This window comes from Marinomonas sp. BSi20584 (genome assembly GCF_002792415.1).
GTDB classification, from domain to species: domain Bacteria; phylum Pseudomonadota; class Gammaproteobacteria; order Pseudomonadales; family Marinomonadaceae; genus Marinomonas; species Marinomonas polaris.
On the sequence record NZ_KZ454889.1, the window covers coordinates 68,851 to 91,080 of the forward strand.

Annotated in this window: 22 protein-coding genes; 8 read left to right on the forward strand and 14 right to left on the reverse strand. The window is 41.4% G+C overall.

Annotated elements, in window-relative coordinates:
* Positions 1-8 precede the first annotated feature (8 nt).
* On the reverse strand, positions 9-980 hold the full coding sequence (locus TY87_RS17745) for a TAXI family TRAP transporter solute-binding subunit (protein WP_012069469.1): 972 nt from the start codon (positions 978-980) through the stop codon (positions 9-11).
* A gap of 188 nt (positions 981-1,168) precedes the next feature.
* Here TY87_RS17745 and TY87_RS17750 point away from each other — a divergent pair, with 188 nt between their 5' ends.
* The 4 genes from TY87_RS17750 (at position 1,169) to TY87_RS22515 (ending at position 5,720) form a co-directional block, all read left to right on the forward strand.
* A complete protein-coding gene (locus tag TY87_RS17750; RefSeq protein WP_232617180.1) occupies positions 1,169-3,121 on the forward strand; it encodes a transporter substrate-binding domain-containing protein in 1,953 nt (650 codons plus the stop codon).
* Positions 3,122-3,135: 14 nt separating this feature from the next.
* Entirely contained in the window at positions 3,136-4,548 is a 1,413-nt protein-coding gene (locus TY87_RS17755; RefSeq protein ID WP_100188103.1) for a sigma-54-dependent transcriptional regulator, read from the forward strand.
* A 63-nt stretch (positions 4,549-4,611) separates the two neighbouring features.
* The gene (locus TY87_RS17760; protein ID WP_100188104.1) at positions 4,612-5,433 is read left to right on the forward strand and encodes an HAD-IIB family hydrolase; all 822 of its coding nucleotides are present in this window, start codon (positions 4,612-4,614) and stop codon (positions 5,431-5,433) included.
* Between the two features lie 125 nt (positions 5,434-5,558).
* Positions 5,559-5,720 carry a hypothetical protein gene (locus TY87_RS22515; protein ID WP_157789920.1) on the forward strand — a complete coding sequence of 54 codons (162 nt, stop codon included), beginning with the start codon at positions 5,559-5,561 and terminating at the stop codon, positions 5,718-5,720.
* Positions 5,721-5,776: 56 nt separating this feature from the next.
* Here TY87_RS22515 and TY87_RS17765 read toward each other — a convergent pair whose 3' ends face one another.
* Together TY87_RS17765 and TY87_RS17770 are read right to left on the reverse strand one after the other, a co-directional pair.
* Positions 5,777-7,273 carry a TyrR/PhhR family helix-turn-helix DNA-binding protein gene (locus TY87_RS17765; RefSeq protein WP_100188105.1) on the reverse strand — a complete coding sequence of 499 codons (1,497 nt, stop codon included), beginning with the start codon at positions 7,271-7,273 and terminating at the stop codon, positions 5,777-5,779.
* A 35-nt stretch (positions 7,274-7,308) separates the two neighbouring features.
* Entirely contained in the window at positions 7,309-8,523 is a 1,215-nt protein-coding gene (locus TY87_RS17770) for an ROK family transcriptional regulator (RefSeq protein ID WP_100188106.1), read from the reverse strand.
* Between the two features lie 222 nt (positions 8,524-8,745).
* Here TY87_RS17770 and TY87_RS17775 point away from each other — a divergent pair, with 222 nt between their 5' ends.
* Positions 8,746-9,936 (forward strand): AGE family epimerase/isomerase, encoded by a 1,191-nt coding sequence (locus tag TY87_RS17775; RefSeq protein WP_100188107.1) that lies wholly within the window; start codon positions 8,746-8,748, stop codon positions 9,934-9,936.
* A gap of 108 nt (positions 9,937-10,044) precedes the next feature.
* Positions 10,045-10,998 carry a LysR family transcriptional regulator gene (locus TY87_RS17780; protein WP_012069462.1) on the forward strand — a complete coding sequence of 318 codons (954 nt, stop codon included), beginning with the start codon at positions 10,045-10,047 and terminating at the stop codon, positions 10,996-10,998.
* Between the two features lie 125 nt (positions 10,999-11,123).
* On the opposite strand, the gene can is transcribed toward TY87_RS17780, so the two are convergent.
* The 5 genes from can to TY87_RS17805 all read right to left on the reverse strand — a co-directional run bounded on the left by can (position 11,124) and on the right by TY87_RS17805 (position 15,973).
* Positions 11,124-11,756 carry a carbonate dehydratase gene (gene can / locus TY87_RS17785; protein ID WP_072841470.1) on the reverse strand — a complete coding sequence of 211 codons (633 nt, stop codon included), beginning with the start codon at positions 11,754-11,756 and terminating at the stop codon, positions 11,124-11,126.
* Positions 11,749-12,606, reverse strand: a complete 858-nt coding sequence (locus tag TY87_RS17790; protein ID WP_100188108.1) for a putative RNA methyltransferase — start codon at positions 12,604-12,606, stop codon at positions 11,749-11,751. The genes can and TY87_RS17790 overlap by 8 nt, the downstream gene beginning before the upstream one ends.
* 127 nt (positions 12,607-12,733) lie before the next feature.
* Positions 12,734-14,713 (reverse strand): putative bifunctional diguanylate cyclase/phosphodiesterase, encoded by a 1,980-nt coding sequence (locus tag TY87_RS17795; RefSeq protein ID WP_100188109.1) that lies wholly within the window; start codon positions 14,711-14,713, stop codon positions 12,734-12,736.
* 58 nt (positions 14,714-14,771) lie between these two features.
* Positions 14,772-15,635 (reverse strand): DUF1853 family protein, encoded by an 864-nt coding sequence (locus tag TY87_RS17800; protein WP_100188110.1) that lies wholly within the window; start codon positions 15,633-15,635, stop codon positions 14,772-14,774.
* Positions 15,632-15,973, reverse strand: a complete 342-nt coding sequence (locus tag TY87_RS17805; protein WP_072841478.1) for a YqcC family protein — start codon at positions 15,971-15,973, stop codon at positions 15,632-15,634. Before TY87_RS17805 ends, TY87_RS17800 begins: the two co-directional genes overlap by 4 nt.
* A 117-nt stretch (positions 15,974-16,090) precedes the next feature.
* Between TY87_RS17805 and TY87_RS17810 the strand changes: the two genes are divergently transcribed.
* Positions 16,091-17,176 carry a DUF3549 family protein gene (locus TY87_RS17810; protein WP_072841479.1) on the forward strand — a complete coding sequence of 362 codons (1,086 nt, stop codon included), beginning with the start codon at positions 16,091-16,093 and terminating at the stop codon, positions 17,174-17,176.
* A gap of 132 nt (positions 17,177-17,308) precedes the next feature.
* Here the strand turns inward: TY87_RS17810 and TY87_RS17815 are convergent, their stop codons facing one another.
* Complete coding sequence (locus tag TY87_RS17815; RefSeq protein ID WP_100188111.1) at positions 17,309-17,917, reverse strand: TetR/AcrR family transcriptional regulator; 609 nt, start codon at positions 17,915-17,917, stop codon at positions 17,309-17,311.
* 93 nt (positions 17,918-18,010) lie between these two features.
* Between TY87_RS17815 and TY87_RS17820 the strand changes: the two genes are divergently transcribed.
* The gene (locus TY87_RS17820; protein ID WP_100188112.1) at positions 18,011-18,892 is read left to right on the forward strand and encodes an SDR family oxidoreductase; all 882 of its coding nucleotides are present in this window, start codon (positions 18,011-18,013) and stop codon (positions 18,890-18,892) included.
* A gap of 120 nt (positions 18,893-19,012) precedes the next feature.
* Here TY87_RS17820 and TY87_RS17825 read toward each other — a convergent pair whose 3' ends face one another.
* The 5 genes from TY87_RS17825 to TY87_RS17845 all read right to left on the reverse strand — a co-directional run bounded on the left by TY87_RS17825 (position 19,013) and on the right by TY87_RS17845 (position 21,585).
* Positions 19,013-19,222: a BrnA antitoxin family protein gene (locus TY87_RS17825; protein WP_100188113.1), complete on the reverse strand. Its 210-nt coding sequence runs from the start codon at positions 19,220-19,222 to the stop codon at positions 19,013-19,015.
* Between the two features lie 12 nt (positions 19,223-19,234).
* Positions 19,235-19,546 carry a type II toxin-antitoxin system RelE/ParE family toxin gene (locus TY87_RS17830; protein ID WP_072841483.1) on the reverse strand — a complete coding sequence of 104 codons (312 nt, stop codon included), beginning with the start codon at positions 19,544-19,546 and terminating at the stop codon, positions 19,235-19,237.
* On the reverse strand, positions 19,534-19,791 hold the full coding sequence (locus TY87_RS17835; RefSeq protein WP_012069454.1) for a type II toxin-antitoxin system Phd/YefM family antitoxin: 258 nt from the start codon (positions 19,789-19,791) through the stop codon (positions 19,534-19,536). Before TY87_RS17835 ends, TY87_RS17830 begins: the two co-directional genes overlap by 13 nt.
* A 327-nt stretch (positions 19,792-20,118) precedes the next feature.
* Positions 20,119-21,126: a DUF4062 domain-containing protein gene (locus TY87_RS17840; RefSeq protein WP_100188114.1), complete on the reverse strand. Its 1,008-nt coding sequence runs from the start codon at positions 21,124-21,126 to the stop codon at positions 20,119-20,121.
* A 114-nt stretch (positions 21,127-21,240) separates the two neighbouring features.
* Positions 21,241-21,585, reverse strand: a complete 345-nt coding sequence (locus TY87_RS17845; protein ID WP_100188115.1) for a hypothetical protein — start codon at positions 21,583-21,585, stop codon at positions 21,241-21,243.
* Between the last annotated feature and the right edge of the window lie 645 nt (positions 21,586-22,230).

A 22,230-nucleotide genomic window follows, 5' to 3' on the forward strand; every position in this document is an offset into this window, starting at 1 on the left:
AGAGATACTTACTTGATGTAGCCGTTTTCACGGTAATAACGGACAGCACCTGGATGTAATGGCGCAACAAGTGATGTATGAACCATTTCAAGTGGCTCTAGGCGAGCAAACGCAGGGTGTAATCGCTTGAAAGAATCTAGATTTTCAAAGACGGATTTAGTTAGTTGATAAACCGCTTCATCAGATACATTTGCTGACGTAACAATCGTTGCTTTAGGACCAAATGTTAGAACATCTTGGTCGTTTCCAGTGTACATACCAGCAGGAATAACCGCTTGTGAAAATGCACTGTTCTTTTGAATAACCGCAAGTGATGCAGGATCAGTCATTGGGATCAACTTGACGTCACAAGTCGTTGTTGCTTCTTGTGCGACACCATTTGGAAGACCAGATACGTAGATAGTCACATCAAATTTATCATCACAAATACCTTGTGCTTGCTCAGACGCTTTTAACTCTGCAGCAATAGAAAAGTCTTCGGTCGTCCAACCTTTTTCAGCCATTAATAGTTCCATCATAGAACGATTACCTGAACCTGGATTACCAATATTTACACGCTTCCCAGCAAGGTCATCAAATGTTTTGATACCTGAATCTGCACGAGCCATTAAGTGAATAGGCTCAGGGTGCAAAGAAAAAACAGAACGCAATTCAGGGAAAGGATTGCCCTCGAACTGACCAGTCCCTTCTAACGCTGCCGTTTGAACATCTGATTGAGCAACACCAAACTCCAACTCGCCAGAACGGATACTGTTTACGTTGTAACCAGAACCACCAGTCGACTCGACAGAGCAACGAATACCATGCTCTTTACGATCCTTGTTTAACATACGGCAGATAGAACCACCTGCTGGGTAATAAACACCTGTTACACCACCAGTACCAATCGATACAAACTGAGTGTCCGCCATAGATAACATGGAAGCGCCTGCAATAGCAGGTACAAGCAAAGCTTTAAATAGTGTTTTTTTAATTATCATAGAATCCTCAAGCATTCCGGTATTTAAAATAATGTCATGTAGCGAGGATCTAATCGCAAAATAAATGCCAAGTTTTAAATAAAACCCTAAGTTATTGATAAATAATAAAATAACCCAATAAATACGTCTATTTACTTGCTACTAAAATCTATAACTTAAGTTATAGAAAGATTAGAAGTGCAAAGAAATTGTCAGCTAAACCATGTGAAACAAGCACATTCAATGCACTTAATAACAAAAGCTATGGATATAACTTTTGTTATATCACTCAAAAAATTAACCCTGTCGCCTTTTCCTATTCCATTTTTCGCGCTTTTTTTATTGAGCCGATACCGTTAGTATTCGCCTCAATAACATTCATAAAAGAAGATTTTCTCTACATGCAAAGCCTTTTAAAAATACACAAGCTTGTCTTTTTACTTTGCTTTTTTCTAAGCCTAGCAACACTTTCTAGCGAGCTATCCGCAGAAGATAGCTTTACAGGACACTCTGGAAAAAGAATGATTTCAGTGGGAGCTGATTACAACTTTCCACCCTACGAATTTGCTGGTGAAGATGGAGAACCAACGGGTTATACCGTTGAATTAACAAAAGCCATTGCGGAAGTAATGGGTGTTCATGTCGAAATCGAAATGGCAGATTGGCAAAGCATATTAAAAGGCTTGCACTCTGGTCATTTTGACATACTTCAAGGAATAGCTTACTCAGATGAACGAGCGCAGAACATCCTCTTTTCTTCTCCACACTCTATAATTAATTACTCAATATTCGCCCGCAAAAACTCCCCTTCAATTAATGATGTTTCGCAACTTAAAAACAAAGAAGTAATAGTTCAAAATGCTAGCATCATGCATGAATACCTTCTTGATAATAATATTCAAGCCATCATTATTCCCGTTAAGACTCATGAAGAAGCGTTACGCTTACTTGCTTCAGGTAAACATGATTACGCATTAACAGCAAACTCCCCCAGCCTTTATCTCAGCAAAGAGATGAAGCTTAATAATATTCATGCCATAGCGAGTCCAATATCAGGTCAACGTTTAAGTTATGGTGCTTTGCAAAAAAATGAAGAGCTAATTGCTATTTTCAATGAAGGCTTAGCCATCCTTAGAAATACTGGCCAGCAACAAAAAATTCATGAGAAATGGTTTGGAGCATTACAACAGTCGTCCTTCCCATGGAAAGAATTAGGATTGTATGCGGCCTATATTATTATCGCTTTATTGTTGGCAATCGGCGCCATAGGTATATGGAATGCGATGCTGCGAAAAGAAGTTGAAAAGCGGTCTTCCCAATTAAAAGCGCAGCAAGAACAGCTAATACAAGCCGATAAAATGGCGTCATTAGGTGTGCTTGTGTCTGGTGTGGCACACGAAATAAACAACCCAACAGGCTTGCTTATGCTTAATCTTCCTATTCTAAAATCAGCTTGGGAAGATGCTCTACCCTATCTAGCTCAATACGCGAAAGAAGATCCGAATTTTTCATTAGCGGGCCTTAGATTTGATCGCTTGAGTCAGGAGTTACCATATTTATTAGACGAAATGGATCAAAGCACCTTAAGAATTCGAAACATAGTGAATGATTTAAAAGATTTTGCTCGTGAAGAACCAAATGAAATAACTCAAGAAGTAAACATCAATCAAATAGTATCTACCGCTATTCGCTTGGTAGATACGACTATTCGAAACACTACTGATGATTTTGAACTGTACTTAGATAAACGCAATCCAATTATTATCGGAAGTGCTCAACGGGTAGAACAAGTTATCATCAACCTAATAATTAATGCTTGCGATGCAGTTGAAAAACGCACAAATGCCATTCGAGTCACCACCACTCAGAGCTTAGATGAAAAAGAGGTCCTTCTTGTTATTGAGGATGAAGGGCGAGGCATTGATCCAGCCAACATTCTGCGTTTAACAGACCCATTCTTCACAACAAAGAGAGAGCAAGGCGGAACAGGGCTGGGCTTGTCTGTTTCTTCTGCTATCATAAAAGCACATCATGGTACTTTAGCTTTTGATTCTGAGTTAAATAAAGGCACCAGCGTCACTGTTTCTTTCCCCATTTATAAGCCAAATGATGCAATGGAAGGCACTTTTATCAATACCGTTCACTCAGAACCATCTATATAAAATAAGAGCCTTTCATGAAATATAATCTCTACCCTCAATTTAAGATTTTATTAGTTGATGATGAAGTTGCTTTTCTTCGAAGCATGTCATTAACATTAGAAAGACAAGGGTATAACAATTTAATGACATGTTCAGACCCAAGCCTAGTGCCCTCGTTCATGGAAAAAGAAGATATTGGTTTGGTTTTATTGGATCTCACCATGCCGAGAATTTCAGGTCAAAAAGTATTGTCATGGTTAAAAGAAGAATACCCTAATGTGTGCGTCATCATTATAAGCGGTGTAAACCAAGTAGATTCAGCGGTAGAGTGCGTAAAACAAGGAGCATTCGATTATTTTGTAAAAACCTCGGATCAAAATCAAATTTTAGATGGCTTAAAACAGGCAATTCATACCCAAGAACTCACTCTAGAAAATCAAGCTTTGCGTTCACAAATTCTATCCAATGAATTAGAAAGACCTGATATCTTTTCAAAAATCATCACTTCAGATCAAGTAATGTGGTCAGTTTTTCGTTATATCGAGTCTATCGCTAACACACGCCAGCCAGTTTTAATTTCAGGTGAAAGTGGTGTCGGTAAAGAGTTAATCGCTAATGTCATTCACGAATTAAGCAACTGTTCAGGCCCACTAGTGAGTGTCAACGTAGCTGGAGTAGATGACAACGTATTTGCAGATACACTCTTTGGCCACTCTCGTGGTGCCTTCACAGGCGCAGACAAGACACGACTAGGGCTAGTCGAAAAAGCGGCAAATGGTACGCTATTCCTTGATGAGATTGGTGACTTAAGCTTGGCCTCTCAGATTAAGCTTCTGCGGCTTCTACAAGAAGGTGAATATTATCCTGTTGGAAGTGATAAACCAAAAAGAATGGAAGCAAGGATAGTAGTCGCTACACATCAAAAATTAGAAGAGCTACAAGCTGAAGGCAAATTTCGAAAAGATTTATTCTTTCGCTTAAAAACCCATATGGTCAACATACCACCACTAAGAGAGCGTTTAGCTGATCTTCCTTTATTAATTGATCACTTTATCAAATCAGCTTGTGAAGAAATGAATAAACCAGCTTTAACTGCACCAAAAAGTTTATCTGTAAGTTTATCTCAGTACACTTTTCCTGGTAATGCCCGCGAACTAAAAGCACTAGTGTATGACGCAGTTAGCCAAAGTACATCAAACAAACTCAATTGCGCACCTTTCGAACCACTTTTAAGCAAAGAGAATCATTTAGTTTTCACAGAAAGTCCGGTGCAGTTTCCAACCAATACACAGTTACCAACTCTAAGCAATATGGCAGATTTATTAGTCGAAGAAGCAATGAAAAGAGCAAGCAATAACCAATCATTAGCAGCAAGAATGCTCGGAATTTCTCAGCCTGCACTGAGTAAACGATTAAAAAACATGAAAGAAAACCAACACAGAAACTAAAAAGGCACTTGAATATTCAGCTAAGGCAATGCGATAGTCTATAACCATACATATGAGGTGATTATGGAATTAGTAGCATTTGATCTAGACGGAACCCTACTGAATCGGCATCAACGCCTTTCTGACTACACGCTAGACACCCTTGAACGTTTAAAAGCCGCAGGGGTTTTCTACACTGTCGCGACAGGCCGCACACACTTTGCCGCCATGCCTTGCATTGAAGGCCATAAATTTCCTAACTGGCAGATCTTCAAAAACGGGGTTGAATGGTGGGATCCTCAACAAAACCTTTACCGTCATCGTAACCTGCTGTCACAAAGCCATATATCAGAGCTTCTTACTTCTTTTGAAGAAAACGAAGTTACGCCTTTTATCTTCTGCCTAGAAGACGATGGTTCACACAGGGTTTACCATTCACCGCTGACAGGGCATTTGAGCGATCACATAGCCAATGAGCTGGGCAATCATAAAAACATGAGCCTTCACCCAATAGCAGAGCTATCTCATAGCGCAAGAATCACCAACATTAGTGCTATGGGTCGACCCGAGTTTATTGAAAAAATTGTCCTAGATAGCCAAAAACACAGTCACTTAACCGCCTACTCAGGTGGCGGAATTTACAACCCTGATGCATTTTGGTTAGACATACACCACAGTAATGTGTGTAAAGGTTCTGCATTGATGGAACTAAAAGCAGAAATTGGTGCCGAAAGGTTGGTAGTATTTGGAGATGGAGACAATGATCTATCTATGTTCTCTGCTTCAGATGAAGCCTTTGCAACCGATAACGCATTAGTCCATGTTAAAGATGCTGCTACCGATGTCATTGGTCATCATGATGAAGATGGCGTAGCAAGGTATCTAAGAAAAAGGTACAACTTGTAATCTTAAATGCAGGGGTTGATTTACAAAAACTCTCCTCCATTAACTAAAAGACAACATAAATGCCTTTACCCAACGATCATTTTGAACCATGATTGTTAAAAGAATAATTAGTTTGGAGAAATGCCATGTTTGAATTTTTGTTATTCGTCGCTGCCTGCGCAGCAATTGCTTTCTTGGTAGCCAATATCCAGAAAAACACTGCTCAACCGAAAACAAAGCTACAACCAATCAAAATTGAGCGCGAAGAAGTACGTCGTCCAGTACCACGTCATAGACGCCCATACTAAATAACCCTTTCTCCATTCTATCTATTTGCCAGATTGAAACCTTTTCAATCTGGCATTTATGTATTTATCTCGTACTCTTTTAGTTTGTTCGCAATTGCACTGTGACTCATACCAACCGCCTTGGCTAGTCGCCTTGTACTTGGGAAACTGGGATAAAGTCGCTTCAATAATTCAGCTTCCCATTGCTTCACTGTCACTTCCAACGAATCATCAATCAAAGCCATGCCTACCATGTAATTGTTTTCTGGTAACAGAATATCTTCAGCTTGCCACTCTTTGTCTTTGATTGTCAGTAAGGTTTGTAAGCAAGTATTTTGTAACTCTTTTAAATTACCCGGCCAAGAATATAAAGCCAACTTGGTTAAAGCGCCTTTTGAAATAGAAGGCACGGGCAAACGATAACGTTCAGCCTGAGCTGATATTACTTGCTGAATAAGTCCTTCTATATCTTCTTTGCGATCTCGAAGCGATGGCATAGCTAGCGCTAGCGTTGCCAAAGAGAAATACAGTGTTTTATTTAATGTCTCGCTATTACTAAGCTGCTTTTGACTTAGCGAAGATAAACTGACCAAACGAACATTACTATCAAGACTGGTACTTTCGCCAGGATGACGAGACAACCAACTGGCCAGATCTAACTGTACCTGCTCATCAAGACATTCAATATCTTCAATAACAAACCAACCCGACATTTTATCTAGCTTGTTAATATCTTCTCTGACTAATTCTCGCGCGTGACGAACAATCAGTTGAGCCTCCCTGTCTCCCTGATGCTTTTGCCAATACTGAAATAACGCGTCGACCAAGTCTCTCTTGCCCGTACCAACCTCACCTTGAACCAACAAAGGCATTGGCACTTCGGCAAACGCTTTGGCTTGAAGCAATGTTCGTCTCATTGCTTCACTTTTCATCACTGCTGGTCGGAAATAGTTTTCTAAATAATTTTCCGCGTCTGGTGCTTGCTTTAGGCTCTCAGCTTGACGATCCAAACGTGTTTTAGATTTCAGATAAATCACAGTGCCAGCAGGATTGGCAACACCTTCGTCGTCACTGACAAAAATCGGCTTCATTTCCAGCAATAAGGTTTTGTTGCGAATACGAATCCGTTTACTCATGCCATCTCGTGGATTCGCCCATGCATCTTTGGAAACATTAATTCCTTTGATAAACTGCTGAACCGGTTTATGTAGCAGATTCAACACGGGCACATTCAAATCTTCCGCAGCAAGCTCCGTCACCATGGTGATATTGCCTTTCAAATCGACCGAAATCACACCATCAGGTAAGGCTTCTAACAAAGTATAAAGGGCATTGTGCTCTCTTTCAGATGGCGTAAACATCACGGTTTTGACATCTTCAACACTGTCTAAGCGACGAATATCAGCCAATAACTGCTGTAGTTTTGAGAAAGGTATATCGGAAAAGCCACAATAAATACAACGTCGCTTGGTATCCACTTCCACTAAGCGCATATCGATACCATGAGGAATAAATAGGTCGAGGGCTTCTCGTACCATACCTATCCTGTCTTCACATTGTATTTCTAATCTCATTAGTTCTCTCTTAGATTTTCTCTTTAGCTCTCTTTTTAAGAGACTGAAACAGCGGATTTTGAACTTAGCAATAATAGGTTTTGCTGTGGTGCAAAGGTTCCATACAAAGGCAAAACTGCCGCACCCAAAACACCGGCGGTATGACCCGTTTGAGCAATACGAATCGCAGGCAAAGGCAGCATACTGTGTGCTGTTAACGCATTTTCGATACAAATAATTAACGCTGCCAATACTGGCGGCGGCAAACGACCACCAATCAATATCGCTTCTGGATCGTATAAAGCAACAACAGAAGCCAAAGCTGGAGTCACTTCAAACGCCACCTCGCTCGCCCATTGTTCGATAAGTGTAGTGTATTGAGGTTCAAGCCACAGATCATCAGTCGAAGGCCATTGAATTTGCTTATCAGCAAAAAAACGACGCAAGGAAGACAATGACAAGGCCTCAAGAATCCATTTGCCATGCTTTCCTGTGGCGGTAGGAATTAAACCAAAGCTACCGGCTTTTCCGTGAGCACCAAAGTAACACTCGCCATTAGCCACAAAACTACCGCCGCAAGCGGTACTGATGAAGAGGTAAAAGAAGTCACGCTGTGGTGCAACAGACGCTAGTAACAACTCACTGGTCGCCGCGGCAACAGCGTCGTTTTCGCAGAAGCATGGCACGCCGGTTAAATCCGTCAGCCAAGATTCAAACGCATCCGATTGCCAATAAGCCAAAGCGGCTTTTAGATTGTTCAAATCCGCTCTTTGGTCAGAGTCCGTCACCAAGGTTTCCAGCCAAGAATCCATATAGTCGGGTCTTGCCAGACCAATTCCTTGAACCTTACTCCAGTCCTCACCTAACGTTGTTTTCACTTCTTCAATTAGATCTTGAGCGATTTTCTTCGCCAAGTTTTCGGTGGGAAAAGACACTATTCGTTCTAACAACAAAACACATTCGCCACTAAAATCTAGCAGAGCGGCACTGATATGGTCGCGATCGACATTAATGCCTAAGCCATAAGCGCCTTTTTTGTTGATACTAAGTTTTATTGAAGGCTGGCCACGACGACCTTTTACTTTGCCGTCGACTTGCAGCAATTGCCTTTCAAGCAAAGATGACGTGATCACGGAAATCGTCTGAGCACTCAACCCAGTTTGCTCAGCAATCTTCACTCGGGAGATTTCGGGATGCTGTCGAACTAAATGAAGAATAATACGTTCATTGTAAATGCGGCTTTGTTCAGAAGTACTACCTGACGATTTCATATAACCCTACTCTCATATTGAGCCCGTAAACTAGGAACATTTTCTCTACTGCGCTAGTGACATTACGCAAAGACATTAAAGGATAGCCCTCATTTAATAAATCTAATTGATTTAATAATATAACCCATTAAGATGAGAAATCAGTATTAGATCTTATAAACAACTTAAACAAAAATAAAAAGGCTCGCATTATACAGTAGAGCCATAGCAAAGGACGAAATCATGCCTTCTTTTCCAGAGTTTACATCTACCGCTTTTTTAAAAGACCACATCCAATCAACGATGCAATTCTATCACCCAAACTGTATTGACCCTGCAGGTGGTTTTTTTCAATTCTTCAAAGACAATGGCAACATTTACGATACAGATACTCGGCACTTGGTCAGCAGTACACGTTTCGTTTTCAATTACGCAAAAGCGTATCAAGCAGAAGGCAAAGCCGAGTATTTAGAGACGACACGTCACGGCTTAAGCTATTTGAGAAACCGTCATCGCCGAGAAAATGGTGGTTATGTTTGGTTGCTAAACAAAGACAAAAATCTTGATGAAACCAACCACTGCTATGGCTTTGCCTTTGTTATGCTCGCTTATGCAACTGCCTATAAAGCCGGAGTAGAAGAAGCAAAACCATGGATTCAAGAAACTTTCGAAACCATGGAAAAACATTTTTGGGATGCCGAGTTTGGTTTATACAAAGATGAGATATCCTGCGACTGGCAAGATGTTTCACCTTATCGAGGTCAAAATGCCAACATGCATAGCTGCGAAGCACTGCTTGCTGCTTACGACGCCACACAAGAGCCTCATTATCTTGAGCGCGCGACATTGCTAGCCCATAACATTTGCTTGCGCCAAGCGGCTCTCGCTGGCGGGGAAATTTGGGAGCACTACACGATTGATTGGCAAGTTGACTGGGACTACAACAAAGCTGACCCAAAACATTTATTCCGTCCTTGGGGATTTCAACCCGGCCACCAGACAGAATGGGCCAAATTGCTACTTTTGATCAACCAACGTTCGCCACTAGACTGGCTGGTTCCCACCGCACAAAAACTGTTTAACTCAGCATGGAAAAAATCCTGGGATGAAACCAACGGCGGCCTTTGTTATGGCTACGATCCAGAGGGTAATATTTGCGACGGGGACAAATATTTTTGGGTTCAAGCTGAATCCTTCGCCGCTGCGGCTATGTTAGCCCTCGCCACCAAAGAAGAGCATTATTGGGATAAATACCAACAACTTTGGCAATACAGCTGGTCCCACATGATCGACCATCAATACGGCGCTTGGTTTAGAATTCTAACTCAAGATAATAAAGCCTTCGATGACTGCAAGAGCCCAGCAGGCAAAACCGACTACCACACCATGGGCGCTTGCTATGAAGTCATAGAGCAACTCGCCAAACAGTCTTAACCCACCTACACCCTAATCTCTCTATGAGTGGGGGGCTGTCATTCTATTCATTGATAAAATGGAGTATGATGCAGCCCCTACGATTAGTGGACACGGGCCTCTTCCCTTATGCAGTTAGACAAAATAGATCTTAACTTACTTCGTTATTTAGACTCCTTACTACGGGAGCAAAATGTAACTCACGCCGCAAATCAGCTAGGCATTACACAGCCAGCGATGAGCAACGGGCTAAGACGTTTAAGAGATCTATTTCATGACCCACTACTAGTCAGAACCAGCGATGGCATGATGCCAACTGCTCTGGCGATTCAACTACAGCCACGTGTTCAAAGTATCTTACAATCGGTTGATGAAGTTCTACACCTAGGACAAAGCTTTGAAGCGGAATCCAGCTCTCGTGTTTTTCGCATTATGGCTAGTGATTACGCCGAAGCCACACTGATTCCACCACTAATGAAAAAGCTCCAAGCCGAAGCACCAAACGTCATTCTTGATGTGATGAATCCAAGCGATGTGAGCTTTCACGATGTTGAAAAAGGCAAAGTCGATTTGGTCATCAACCGCTTCGATGTCTTACCACAATCCTTTCACCAAAAATCGGTTTGGGTTGACCATTTCTCTTGTTTGGTTCCCGCTGATTCAGAGATTGCTAAAAACTTTTCGCTAGAAACCTATCTTGCTTCACCTCACGTTTGGGTGAGTAAAACAGGTTTTGGCGTAGGCGTTGGCATTCAACCAGAAGAAGTTCAAAAACTAGGCTGGGTAGATGGTTCACTGGCGGACTTAGGCTTTAAACGCAACATTCGTCTGTTTACCCGTAACTACAATGTCGCCATGCGCGCCACAGAACAGCTTGGTTTAATTGCTACCTTGCCGTCATTAGCGACTCGCTTGATGAAAGACAACACTAGCGTTGTTGTTTTACCTCCGCCGTTTGACATTCCACCAGTAGAACTAAAAATGCTGTGGAGCCCATTACTACAACACGATCCAGGCCATATTTGGTTACGCTCTACTATTGCTGGTTGCGCTCGCACTATTGCCGAAAACAACAACCTGTAACTCTCTACTCTAGATACCTTCTATAGTATCTAGAAGACAACAAAAGTGACTGACAATAAAAAACGAGCACATGGCTCGTTTTTTTGCTTTCAAAGAAAGTTCGCGATGTACCGCTAACTTGGTTTTTACATGTTATTCATTTGCTCAAGCGACTCTTGCGCACTAGATACTGTTCGCTTCAGGTCGGTAATATGGCCATCTTCGATGCTGTAGCACCAACCGTGCACATGCAATTCTTGGCCAATTTTCCAAGCGTTTTGCACAATACTACTCTGGCAAACGTTGGCAACCTGCTCAACCACATTCAGTTCACACATGCGATCAAAACGAGTGTGCTCATCTTCTATCGCGTCCAATTCGCCTCTGTGTAAACGGTATACGTCTTTAATATGACGCAACCAGTTATCTATCATACCGTGCTCTTCAGTGCCCATTGCGGCTTTAATGCCACCACAACCATAATGACCAACCACCATAATGTGCTTCACTTTTAACACATCAACCGCGAATTGAATAACCGACAAGCAGTTTAAATCTGTGTGCACCACAACATTAGCAATATTACGGTGAACAAAAACTTCACCGGGCAATAAATCGACAATCTGGTTAGCAGGAACTCGGCTGTCTGCACAACCAATCCAGAGATATTCAGGTTGCTGCTGCTTTGATAACGTTGAAAAAAACTCTGGATCTTCAGCGGTTACTTTAGCAGCCCACTCTCTGTTTTTATTAAAAAGGTCATCTAAATGGCTAGACATGATTCACTTCCTTAATTTTCTTTCGATACCAGCGAAGCTTAATGTCCGCAGTGAGGATGATAGAATCGAGCAGTTTTACAGCTTCTCGACCTTCGTACGACGCCTTATGAATATGAGGTGTCATACTTAATAAATCTTGAATTTTTTCTTGCGAATCTAGGCTAAAAGTAAAGGTTTCTGCTTGTTCCAAAACTAACTCGAAATCCGCTACACCCTCAGAAAAAGTTTGTTTGTAATCGTGAATCGATGGATAAAGTATTTTACGTAATTCGATTAGATGATTTGGGCCGGACTCTACCAGCAACATCAAACCCTCTTCACTGAGCACCCGAGAAAACTCTTTAAAGACTGGAAATCCAAACAGACACAATACTAAATCGTAACGCTCATCTGGCGCTGGTAAGCTCGCATTACTACCGACTAACCAACTCACCGCTTTGTCACGTTTACTAGCAGCGACAATGGCCCACTTTGAGATATCAAGACCCGTGCGTTCAGCGTCAACACCTTGATGATTCAAAGCATTGCCTATTTCACTAAGATAATACCCTTCACCACAACCAGCATCGAGAATTCGAACACCATTAACTAAATGATCTTTTGGCCAAGAAGATAAAATCGCGCTAACAATGGGAAAGTAGTGCTGCTGATTTAAGAAGGCTTGCCGTGCGGCGACCATCTCTTTGCTATCACCTGGGTCTTTAGAACGTTTGTTTTGTACGGGAAGAAGATTAACGTAGCCCGTTTTGGCTAAGTCATAGGTGTGTCCATGTTCGCACTTTAATACTCGTTCATCACGAGTAAGCAGTGCAGCATCTATCGGACAAGAAAGGTTTTCGAGCGTCGACACAGTGTACCCATAGTTTATTAATTGGCGCTTGAGCAAGGAGAATAACCTATTAACCGCAAGCAGAACATTAAAAAATCCAAAGCCATAAAGCTTTCTTATTTCAACGTTTCATTTTAATTTCTAGTGCCTAAGCCATCACACTGTGAGCTTTCAGATACATAAGAAAGTCATCACTGGATAACGGTTTAGAGAACAAATAACCTTGCACTTCTTGGCAATCGTAGCCATTTAAGACTTCGACTTGTGAACGGTTTTCCACACCCTCGGCGATTACCTTTAAATTTAAACTATTCGCCATCGCAATAGTGGCTTTCACGATGGCATCGTTATCACAATCCAAACCTAAATCATGAATAAAAGATCTATCTATTTTTAGAGTTTGTATTGGGAATTTTTTCAAGTATGCAAGTGATGAATAGCCAGTGCCAAAATCATCAATAGACAGCGTCAGTCCCAACTTACGGAAGCTATGTAACTTTTCAATTGATTGCTGAGCATCCGCCATCAACATACTTTCTGTTAATTCGAGCTCAAGATACTTAGGATCAACACCGGTTTCTTCCAGTGCTCTTTGCACCATATCAACCAAATCTGCTTGCATAAATTGACGACTAGACAAATTAACCGAGAGCTTAATAGGATCCAAACCAGCTTCACGCCATTCTTGCAGCTGACGACAGGCTCTTCGAATAACCCATTCACCCAAAGGAAGAATCAAACCACTCTCTTCTGCTAGGGGAATAAATTGATCTGGGCTGATCATCCCAAGTTCTGGATGAACCCATCGAATCAAAGCTTCTGCACCTACTACAACTTCATCAGGAAGCCTAATCTTCGGCTGATAATGAAGGATAAATTGCTCTTCTTCTATCGCCTTTCGTAAGCCACCGCCCAATGTCAAATGCGCATTAATATTGTCGGCCATATGATCTTCATAAACACAATACATGTTGTGTCCAGTAGACTTAGCACGATACATGGCTGCATCAGCATTTTTGAGCAAATTATCTACGTCATCGGCATGCTGAGGATAGCTTGCAATACCAATACTCGCAGTAATCATCATTTCCATTTTTGCTACAGGATAGGTATTACTCGCATTTTGCATGATACTTCGAGCAATGCTTTCTAGTTCTTCAATTTCATTGGTATTTTCCAATACCACCACAAATTCATCGCCCCCCAACCGATACAAACAAGCACCCGAGGGAATACTACCTTTTATGCGCTCTGCGACTCGTTGAATAAGCTCATCACCGACTCGGTGACCGAAGTTATCATTAATAACTTTGAAACCATCCAAATCCAAATACAAAAGACCAAATTGACGATGACGTTTACGAGCATTCACCAGCGCACTTTCTAACTGCTGATACAGCAAGTTTCTATTCGGTAAATGAGTTAAGCCATCGTAATTATTCAGTCGATAAAGCGCTACTTCGTGATCTCTTTCTTCTTGGATATCGTGAGTTAACAAATAAACAACATTTGTTTTAAGCTGATGCGACACTTCAATCTTATGCCAACGAACCCCGTTTTTAGTAGAAAGCCTTATATCTTGAGACATACTTTCTCGTTGAGCCAAACGACTAATAAAGCTGTTAGCAGCACCAGCTACAGCAAATAAATCTCGTACATGCTCGATGTCACCAAATTGCTCTGTAAAGCATTTGCTGGCTTCTAGATAAATGCCATTTTGTTCAAAAACAGCGAAAGATAAGGTTTTAAAATGTGAAAGAAGACTGGAATGAGAGTTTTCTACTGAAATACGAGGCGCCGAGACTGGATGTGCCTCGACCGATAATCCCTTACGCGCACCACCTAAAGAAATAACAGATCCGCGTACATTATAATGTGTACCATCTTTTGAAACGAACGGCCATTTGAAGGGAAGTGTTTTTCCTACCTCAAGCTCTTTTAAATACAAAGCCAAGCGACTTTTTAACTCAGACCCAATAACACGTTGGCCCGATTTAATGTCACTCAAAGAGTCCATTAATAGAACTTCTGCCGCTTCATTACACCATGGCACGCTTGATTGCTCTATGTCTATAATCCAAGCAGCTAATGGCATCTTACGATGCAGCAATGTAGATAAATCGGTCATTTGTTTTAAACACTACTAATAATAAAATAGATTTTGGGTTTAGACTCTGTCGAATCTCTCACCATGAATCAGGCACAATAAACACATTTCGATGTATTTGGTCTGTTTTATAAAGAGCCGACCTAATAAACACATGACGAGGACGATCATCAAGTAGGAATTCGCCTACAAGATTGTAGGCAGATTGTAGAGAATTGAAAGGAAAATTATCATTTATGTTGGGCGCCGACAACCAGTGGGGCTTTTGTAAGATTAAAAAACCTGAAAAAAATGGCATGAGTAAATCAATATTAGACACACGAATCCAACCGCCACGATCAATCTGCTTAAGCCACGCACCAACCTCTTCTTTACTACTTAAAGCAGAATACAAGCGACCAAAAACCAATAGATTTGAAATAGGCCGCCGACCTTTAGCAACACCTTCAATTGCAGACATCCCTTCTTCCGTTTGCAAGATCTGTAACTGATGCTCTCTGGCTCTCGTGACTTTCTTTAATAAACTGTCATTCTTGTTTGGCCCGATCCAATCATGAGGAAAAAGATCCGGCCTTTCTAAATAAAACTTAATCGCTATTTCGAACTGATGAAGCTGGCCATCAGGTGTTTCCACCAACATATCCACTTCACCCAACGTTTTGCCTTCGCTTTCAATTTGGAAATGCTCCAAATTGATTTTCAAATGTGATAAATGTGCTATCGCAAACGAAAATAACGTCTCAAAGTAACTACCAAGAAAGTGCGACTTACAAGCTGTCATTGCAGCAACAAGAGGTTTAGGATCGCTGTCCAGCAATAACAAACGTTCATTTACATCCACAACCCAATAAGGCTGAAGATCAAAATCACGCTCGATATAATGCCCTTCCACCAGCCAAGCAAGATCTTTGACTAATGGGTGATGGACCCAATTTGATATCACAAAGTACCACTTAAATGCTGATCAATGCGGTTTAAGCATGTGACTATATGGCGAACTTTAGCATGTGGTTTATCCTTAAAAGCTTCCTCCGCCATGGGAGAAATATGACAACGTACAGGCAAATCACTTCCTGTTGCCAACATAGTTTTAAAGCGTTCTATCATCACAAAACGTAACCATTGCTCGAATCTCATGGTATCAATACAAAAAGGTTCTGAACTTTGTAACGCGTCTTTTGTTGGTTCTTCACATTGCCAAACATCGCAATCTTGCATTGCCATTTGCAAGTCCATCAATAAATCGGCTAACAAATGATGGTCAGAAAAGGCTTTTTTCAACCTGCTTTCTCCTTTGAAAAACGGTAATATAACGTATTTTTATTTACACGCATAATTGCGCCTTTACAGACAATATAGAGCGCCAATAAAAGCGGCAACAAGAGCCAAAACTTTATCATGAACAAAATAGAATCTTTGTCTGACTTATTTGATATGGTCGGTTGTGATGTAAGCTACTTCGACCTAGGACGCAACATCACCAAAATCACACCACAACAAGCGGTGCAGTTCGACCGTAAACAACAAACCTACCCTTTCCCATTCCGCCAACATGCTTGGCTGGCCTGCTTATTAAACATGGGAAGCCAACAAGGCAAAAAAGCCAAAAAAGAAGACATCATTGATCAAGGTGTGATTTGGTTTATTAAATTACCGCTAGACGAAGCTGGCTGCCTAAACCTTGGCACCCGCGATCACTTCATCAAAAGCATCGTCGATAAAATACTGCACAAAGGCGAAGAAGCAGGTTTATCAGAAGCGCTTGAAGACAGCCCTTATGCATTCAAGCCAGACCAAGAACGCATGGCGAGCTTGCATGCCATTCTAGGCAAAAACCTACACAAAGCACCGTCGCACTACTTCGACGACGTTGTGAAATACCTCTCATCAGATTTAAACCAAGCAGACGACAGCTGGCAAACACTAGGACTGCAAGGCATAGCAGAACTGGCCGCCAGAGTTGACGAAGACAAATACCAAGCAATGACACAAAAAGCCATTCAACAAGCCGCCAAGCCTGTTGTTAGCGCCTTATGTCATGCTCTTGAGCACGAGGTTCTACCTAGCCAATTGCAAGATACCTTGATTGAAAAACTGCAAAACGAGCAAGATGCTCTCATGCAAGCAAGCTATCTACGTGCCTTATCAAGAGCTGATTTAAACGACACGCTATTATTACCGCTGTTTGGTTTACTTGGCAGTCTGACTGAATGCAAAGACGACGACCTTCACCCTATCGCTGCCCTCGCCGCAAAATGCCCCCATTGGCTTGGTCAAAACCCACAGCTACTGCGTATTATCATGGAAAAACTGGCGCACCGAGAAGACGGCTACATCGCTTTCAGACAAATCGCCGCCGAACTGAGCCAACACCCTGAAGCCAAACAACCCCTTTGGACACTCCTGCGCAGCGGCCACGTCAGCCCGAAACTGGCCCAAGCGGTAAGTTATTTATTCACACAGACGCCCACATCCGTCCAGTGATTGATTGAGCGTCGTTTGAAATAACAAGACTGGAGTCTGGAGCGTCTGAAATAGCAAGACGCTACCGACTCTGGTTTCTCAATTATGTCTAAATGACCAACACAACATTCATCTTACTAAGCTCGTAGATACTTACTTCAAGATAGAAAGGGCCGCCATCAGTATGCGCTTAACCAACTGCGGATCTTCACCTCGTGCAAGCTGTGACGAAGCATGACTTAGCTGTGCATCGATATAACTGGCAGCAAACTCTGCTGACATATCGGCAGTAAATTCACCTTTGGCCTTTGAACGCTCTACCCATTTCTTATAAGTCGCTATTGCTTGTTCTTGAATCAAATCAATTTGTGCTCGTGTCGCTTCACCTAAATGCATCTGCGCTTCACGCATTTTTATCAACAGACATCCTTTCGGAGCCCCTTGACTATCATTTATCGAAGCGGCAAATAATACTAGATTATCAAGCGTCTCTCGAAACGCTGCATCCGTGTTCAACATCTGCTGAACAGGACTTAGCACCTCTTGGTGATACTTAAGAATGACGGCTTTCATCAAACCATCTTCGTTCAAAAATTCACGATAAAGGCCAGGCTTCGATATATCACATCGCCTACAGATTTCATTAAGAGACAAATTACCTATGTCCTCTTTCCAATAAGACGCCATTGCCACATCCAAAACATGTTCACGATCTAGGGTCTTTGGTCGCCCTCTTGAAGGCTTACTTGGATTCAAACTCATTTTATACCACCTGGTATTTTAATTTGACAGACTGTACATTTGCGCTTATTGTACCGACTGGTATTTAATTAGCAAATCGAATAGGAAAGAAAAATGAGCAACACAAAAAAAAGCATCGTTATTACAGGAAGCAGCAGTGGCTTTGGTCAAAAATCAGTAAAAGATTTTGCCGATAAAGGCTACCAAGTGTTCGCCACCATGCGAGGCCCAGAAGGTAAAAATTCTGCAGTTAAAGCAGAGCTGGAAGCGTATAGCAATTCAATTCAAGTTGTTGATATGGATGTTACCAACGACGAATCAGTCAAAAACGCCATTGCGAGCGTACTAAATAAAGCCGGAAAAATTGATGTTTTGCTAAACAATGCGGGCGTAATGTATCTTGGTATTACCGAAGCATTTAGTATTGACCAAGCTCGGGAGCAAATGGAAACCAACTACTATGGCGCTATGCGCACTATTCTGGCCGTTTTACCTGCGATGCGTGATGCTAAGTCTGGCCTAATCATTAACACCTCTTCTATGGTTGGCCAAATTTCTGCTCCGTATTTCTCTACCTACGCTGCAACCAAACATGCTTTAGAAGGCTACCTTCAAGGTTTACGCTACGAAGTAGCGCCATTCGGTATCGATGTCGCCATCGTACAACCTGGCCCCTTCCCAACAGGCCTAAGTGCGTCAGGACAACAACCATCTCGTACAGACATACTGGACAGCTACGGTGAATTGGCAAACATCCCTGCCGCCATGTTCGAAGAATTCGGTAAATTTATGCAGAGCGATCAAGCACCTAATCCACAAATGGTCGTAGACGCTTATTTAGCCCTAGCAGACATGCCTGCTGGTAAGCGCCCAACACGCACACCTGTTGGCTTAGTTTGGGGGGTTGATGAAATTAACGCAGCTAAACAACCTATTCAAGACCGTGTTTTAACAGAAATGCAACTAGACAAAGTCCTAGGAGGCGCTGACGTATAAGTTCCGTCATTAGAGGCAAACGAGGCTGCGCCTAATTAGTTAGTAACGGAAAGAATGGAGTCTGTGGCAGTTGAATACAAAAATGCGACAGACTCCGATGTTTAAAGTGCATAAAATGGCTTACTGCCATGCTATCTTCAAGTCACGGCGTGACTGCGCACAATCCCTTAGATACAGGTTAATTAAACTTTGATAAGGAATGCCCTTGTCATCTGCCAAAGCCTTAAAATACTCAACAGTATCTTCATCAAGCCTTATCGTGACCTGCTTCTTAAGCTTTTTAGCGTAAGGTTTTTTGACTGAATGTGAAAAATCATAATGATCACGCATAGCGATAATCCTCTAGTTTTCATCCGTAGTAGACAGTAAATACTTGCGTAAATCTCTTTCTTGCCTCAACAGATGAAGGATATAGACTGAATCGTTATCAACTTTGTAGAAAACACGACAAGGATTCACTACAACTTCTCGATAATTTAGAGTCGAAATTTCTTCAGGGATTCTACCGGAGTCAGGAAATTGTTCGAGTCTCTGCACCTTACTGAAAACATTTTCTACTAATTGCCTCGCAGCGTACGGATTACTAACTGCAATATACTCGGCAATATCATTCAGATTATCCAGTGCTGGCTCAGTCCAAATTATTTGAGCCATTTACTCATTTTCTCTTTGGCTTGCGACATATCCATTGTTCGACCTTCACGGATGGCCTGCTCGCCCTTCGCAATACCTTCCAAGATCTTCATCCGTTCCACCATCAACTCGTAATCAGCAACATCAAGCAAATAAGCTGATGGCTGACCATGCTCGGTTATGAGAATAGGCTCTTTTGACTCACGCAAGTCAGCAAGCAGCTTCGTTGCCTGCCTCTTTAATGTAGTAACGACTTCGGTTCTCATAGCGACACCTCAGATTAAAATGTATCACTATAGTATCACTCCAATTTAAAAAGAACTAATGCTTGCCATCACCAGCTTATAATTATCTCTAGTCTCAATAATTGGCAAACATTCGCTCAACCGATCACGTAGGTCAGATGAGACAAGGAACGAGGCGTGATCTGACGGGACCAGCCTCTGTAGCATTTGCGCTGTGATATTTAAAAGTGAACGCCTTGATAAGACAGGCTTCTAAAAAATAGTAATTATGGTCGCAATGCTAACGCTGCATTCAGCGGACTAAAATTGTGGGGCGAAGCGGAAAATTTGTCCGACAACAGCGCCTTATTAAGCATTGGACTTTTTGACGGTTCTTAAGCTTATAACTGCTCTTTTCCCTTTTTCGGTAATAATCCAAAACATGGCCATACCTGAAGATTTTGTTTGAAGGCTCTTAATGTCGATGTAACCTAGCGCTAGGAGCTGAATTTTTATTGTTTGAAATACTTCATCATCAATTTTCTTAGAGTAATAACCATCTGCATTTTTACCTTGCGCTTTAAGGAGAGATTTTGCGAGCTGAATATTTGCAGATTTTTCATTTAAGTATTGAAATAAATAAGGCCCTAGCAAGGACAGTATTTGGTTCCAAGTAGCCTCGGAATTCCATGCTCGCTTACCGTTGCTATAGCTTATTTCGTATGTTCCATCTATTTGGAACGTTTCTTCACCTGAAGAATAATCCGAGTCTTCCTCTACGACTGACGCTTCTTTAAGTGTTTTATTTTCAATCGAAAGCGCTTCATTTTTATCTCTTAAATCATTGATTTGAAGAAGAAGCTCGGTAGAGCTGCCTTGATCAGCTCTTACCCAACCTACAGCGGGATACATTTTAATCGTTTTAGAAAGACTAAGCGCAACTAGCCCGGCAAGTTGATCTGACCTTGACCAAAATTTTACCAGCCTGCCATTACCTACTTTTTCTCGGAATGAACTTAAGCGCTCCTGAGCCTCTTTTTCAAGTTCAACTTTCTTTGCCGGAAGAGCCTCTGGCTCATCATGGAGTAACGCTATAACTTTCAGCCCTTTCTCAACGGCGTAATCATATTCCATTTCCGTGAAACTAATGCCTTCCGGAGAAATAGATCCGTAACGACCGCCAATAATAAGTAAGTAGTAATCGCAATCATCGATAATGCGTTTGATAAATTCCCATTGCTCTTCATCTGCAGCTGGAAACAATTCCATACCTGCAGGAATGCAATCCATTTCCATTAAGGCTTGTATTACCTGCTGCCTTTCCGTTTGCAGATCAACATAAGTTGAGCTTACAAAGACCTGATACCTTTTTTCCATATTGCAGACCTGTGAGTTGTGGATACTTAACGCTAAGCACAGTTGCAAAATATTTGGCACTACATTTTGCGAAGCAAAATTCGTGACATATATTTTGCCAATTGCTGCGCATTGTTATATGAAATATAGACACACCGAAGCCTTTTGTTGCGAATCTTCACAAATCAATTCATAACAATCATCGTGTTCACTAACTGTAGCTAAATGCTCATCACCGCTATCGGAGATAACTTTACCTGCAACAAATACAGTTTCGTTTTTAAACATTACCCTTAAATCATAGGTTTTGTCTTTTTCCGATGGTTCATCACTTTTTAATACAGCAGTCAAACTTGAATCTGAACAAATTAGTTTATGTTTTTCAGATAAACAATACGAACTCTCAATACCAGAATCAAAATATGTGTAAACAACATCAATATTTTTAATATTTCTTAAATTCAAATTATTTCTACTCACTTAATTATTTCATATAATTTTAATAGTGCGCATGCACATCTACACTGTTTTTAATTTCCATTTAAATCCCTATAAAAAACTGATTCAATGGAACTTTTTAACTTTTCCCACAGGCTGGTTAGTTGGAAATCCGAGCGTGCGGGTTTACACATTTTCGCCTGCCAACAACGTTTTACAGCCATCTATTCGGATTTTTCGTAAAGCTTTTTTAGCTTTTATCCCTGATGCTATTGCAACGAGCAAACAGCACTAACTTAGCTCTAATCATTTTGGCTTATCCGCAAAACCATGTTAGTCCCAGAATATCCAAGTAATGCTTTTAGTTATCTTGTCATTCGTGTTTTTAACTAAACAAAAACGAGTATTTAAAATTTAATCTAGATCAGGTGAAGGAGAAAAACGTGTTCATTAGATATGAGTTATCAGCCTGTCTTCCCTGACCTTTCTTTACACAATACAAGAAGCTAAAAACGAAGACCATAAAAATATTGTGTGTTTTTAACGAACAGAAAATTAAGCCGATATCGTTACGGGATAGGCGGAAGAAATAACTACACAGTCGCCCTCACCTTGGAAGACATAAGGGGAATTATTAAGTTGTCGGCCTAAAGGCGCGACCTTGTATCTCTTCTTGATGAGTGTTTA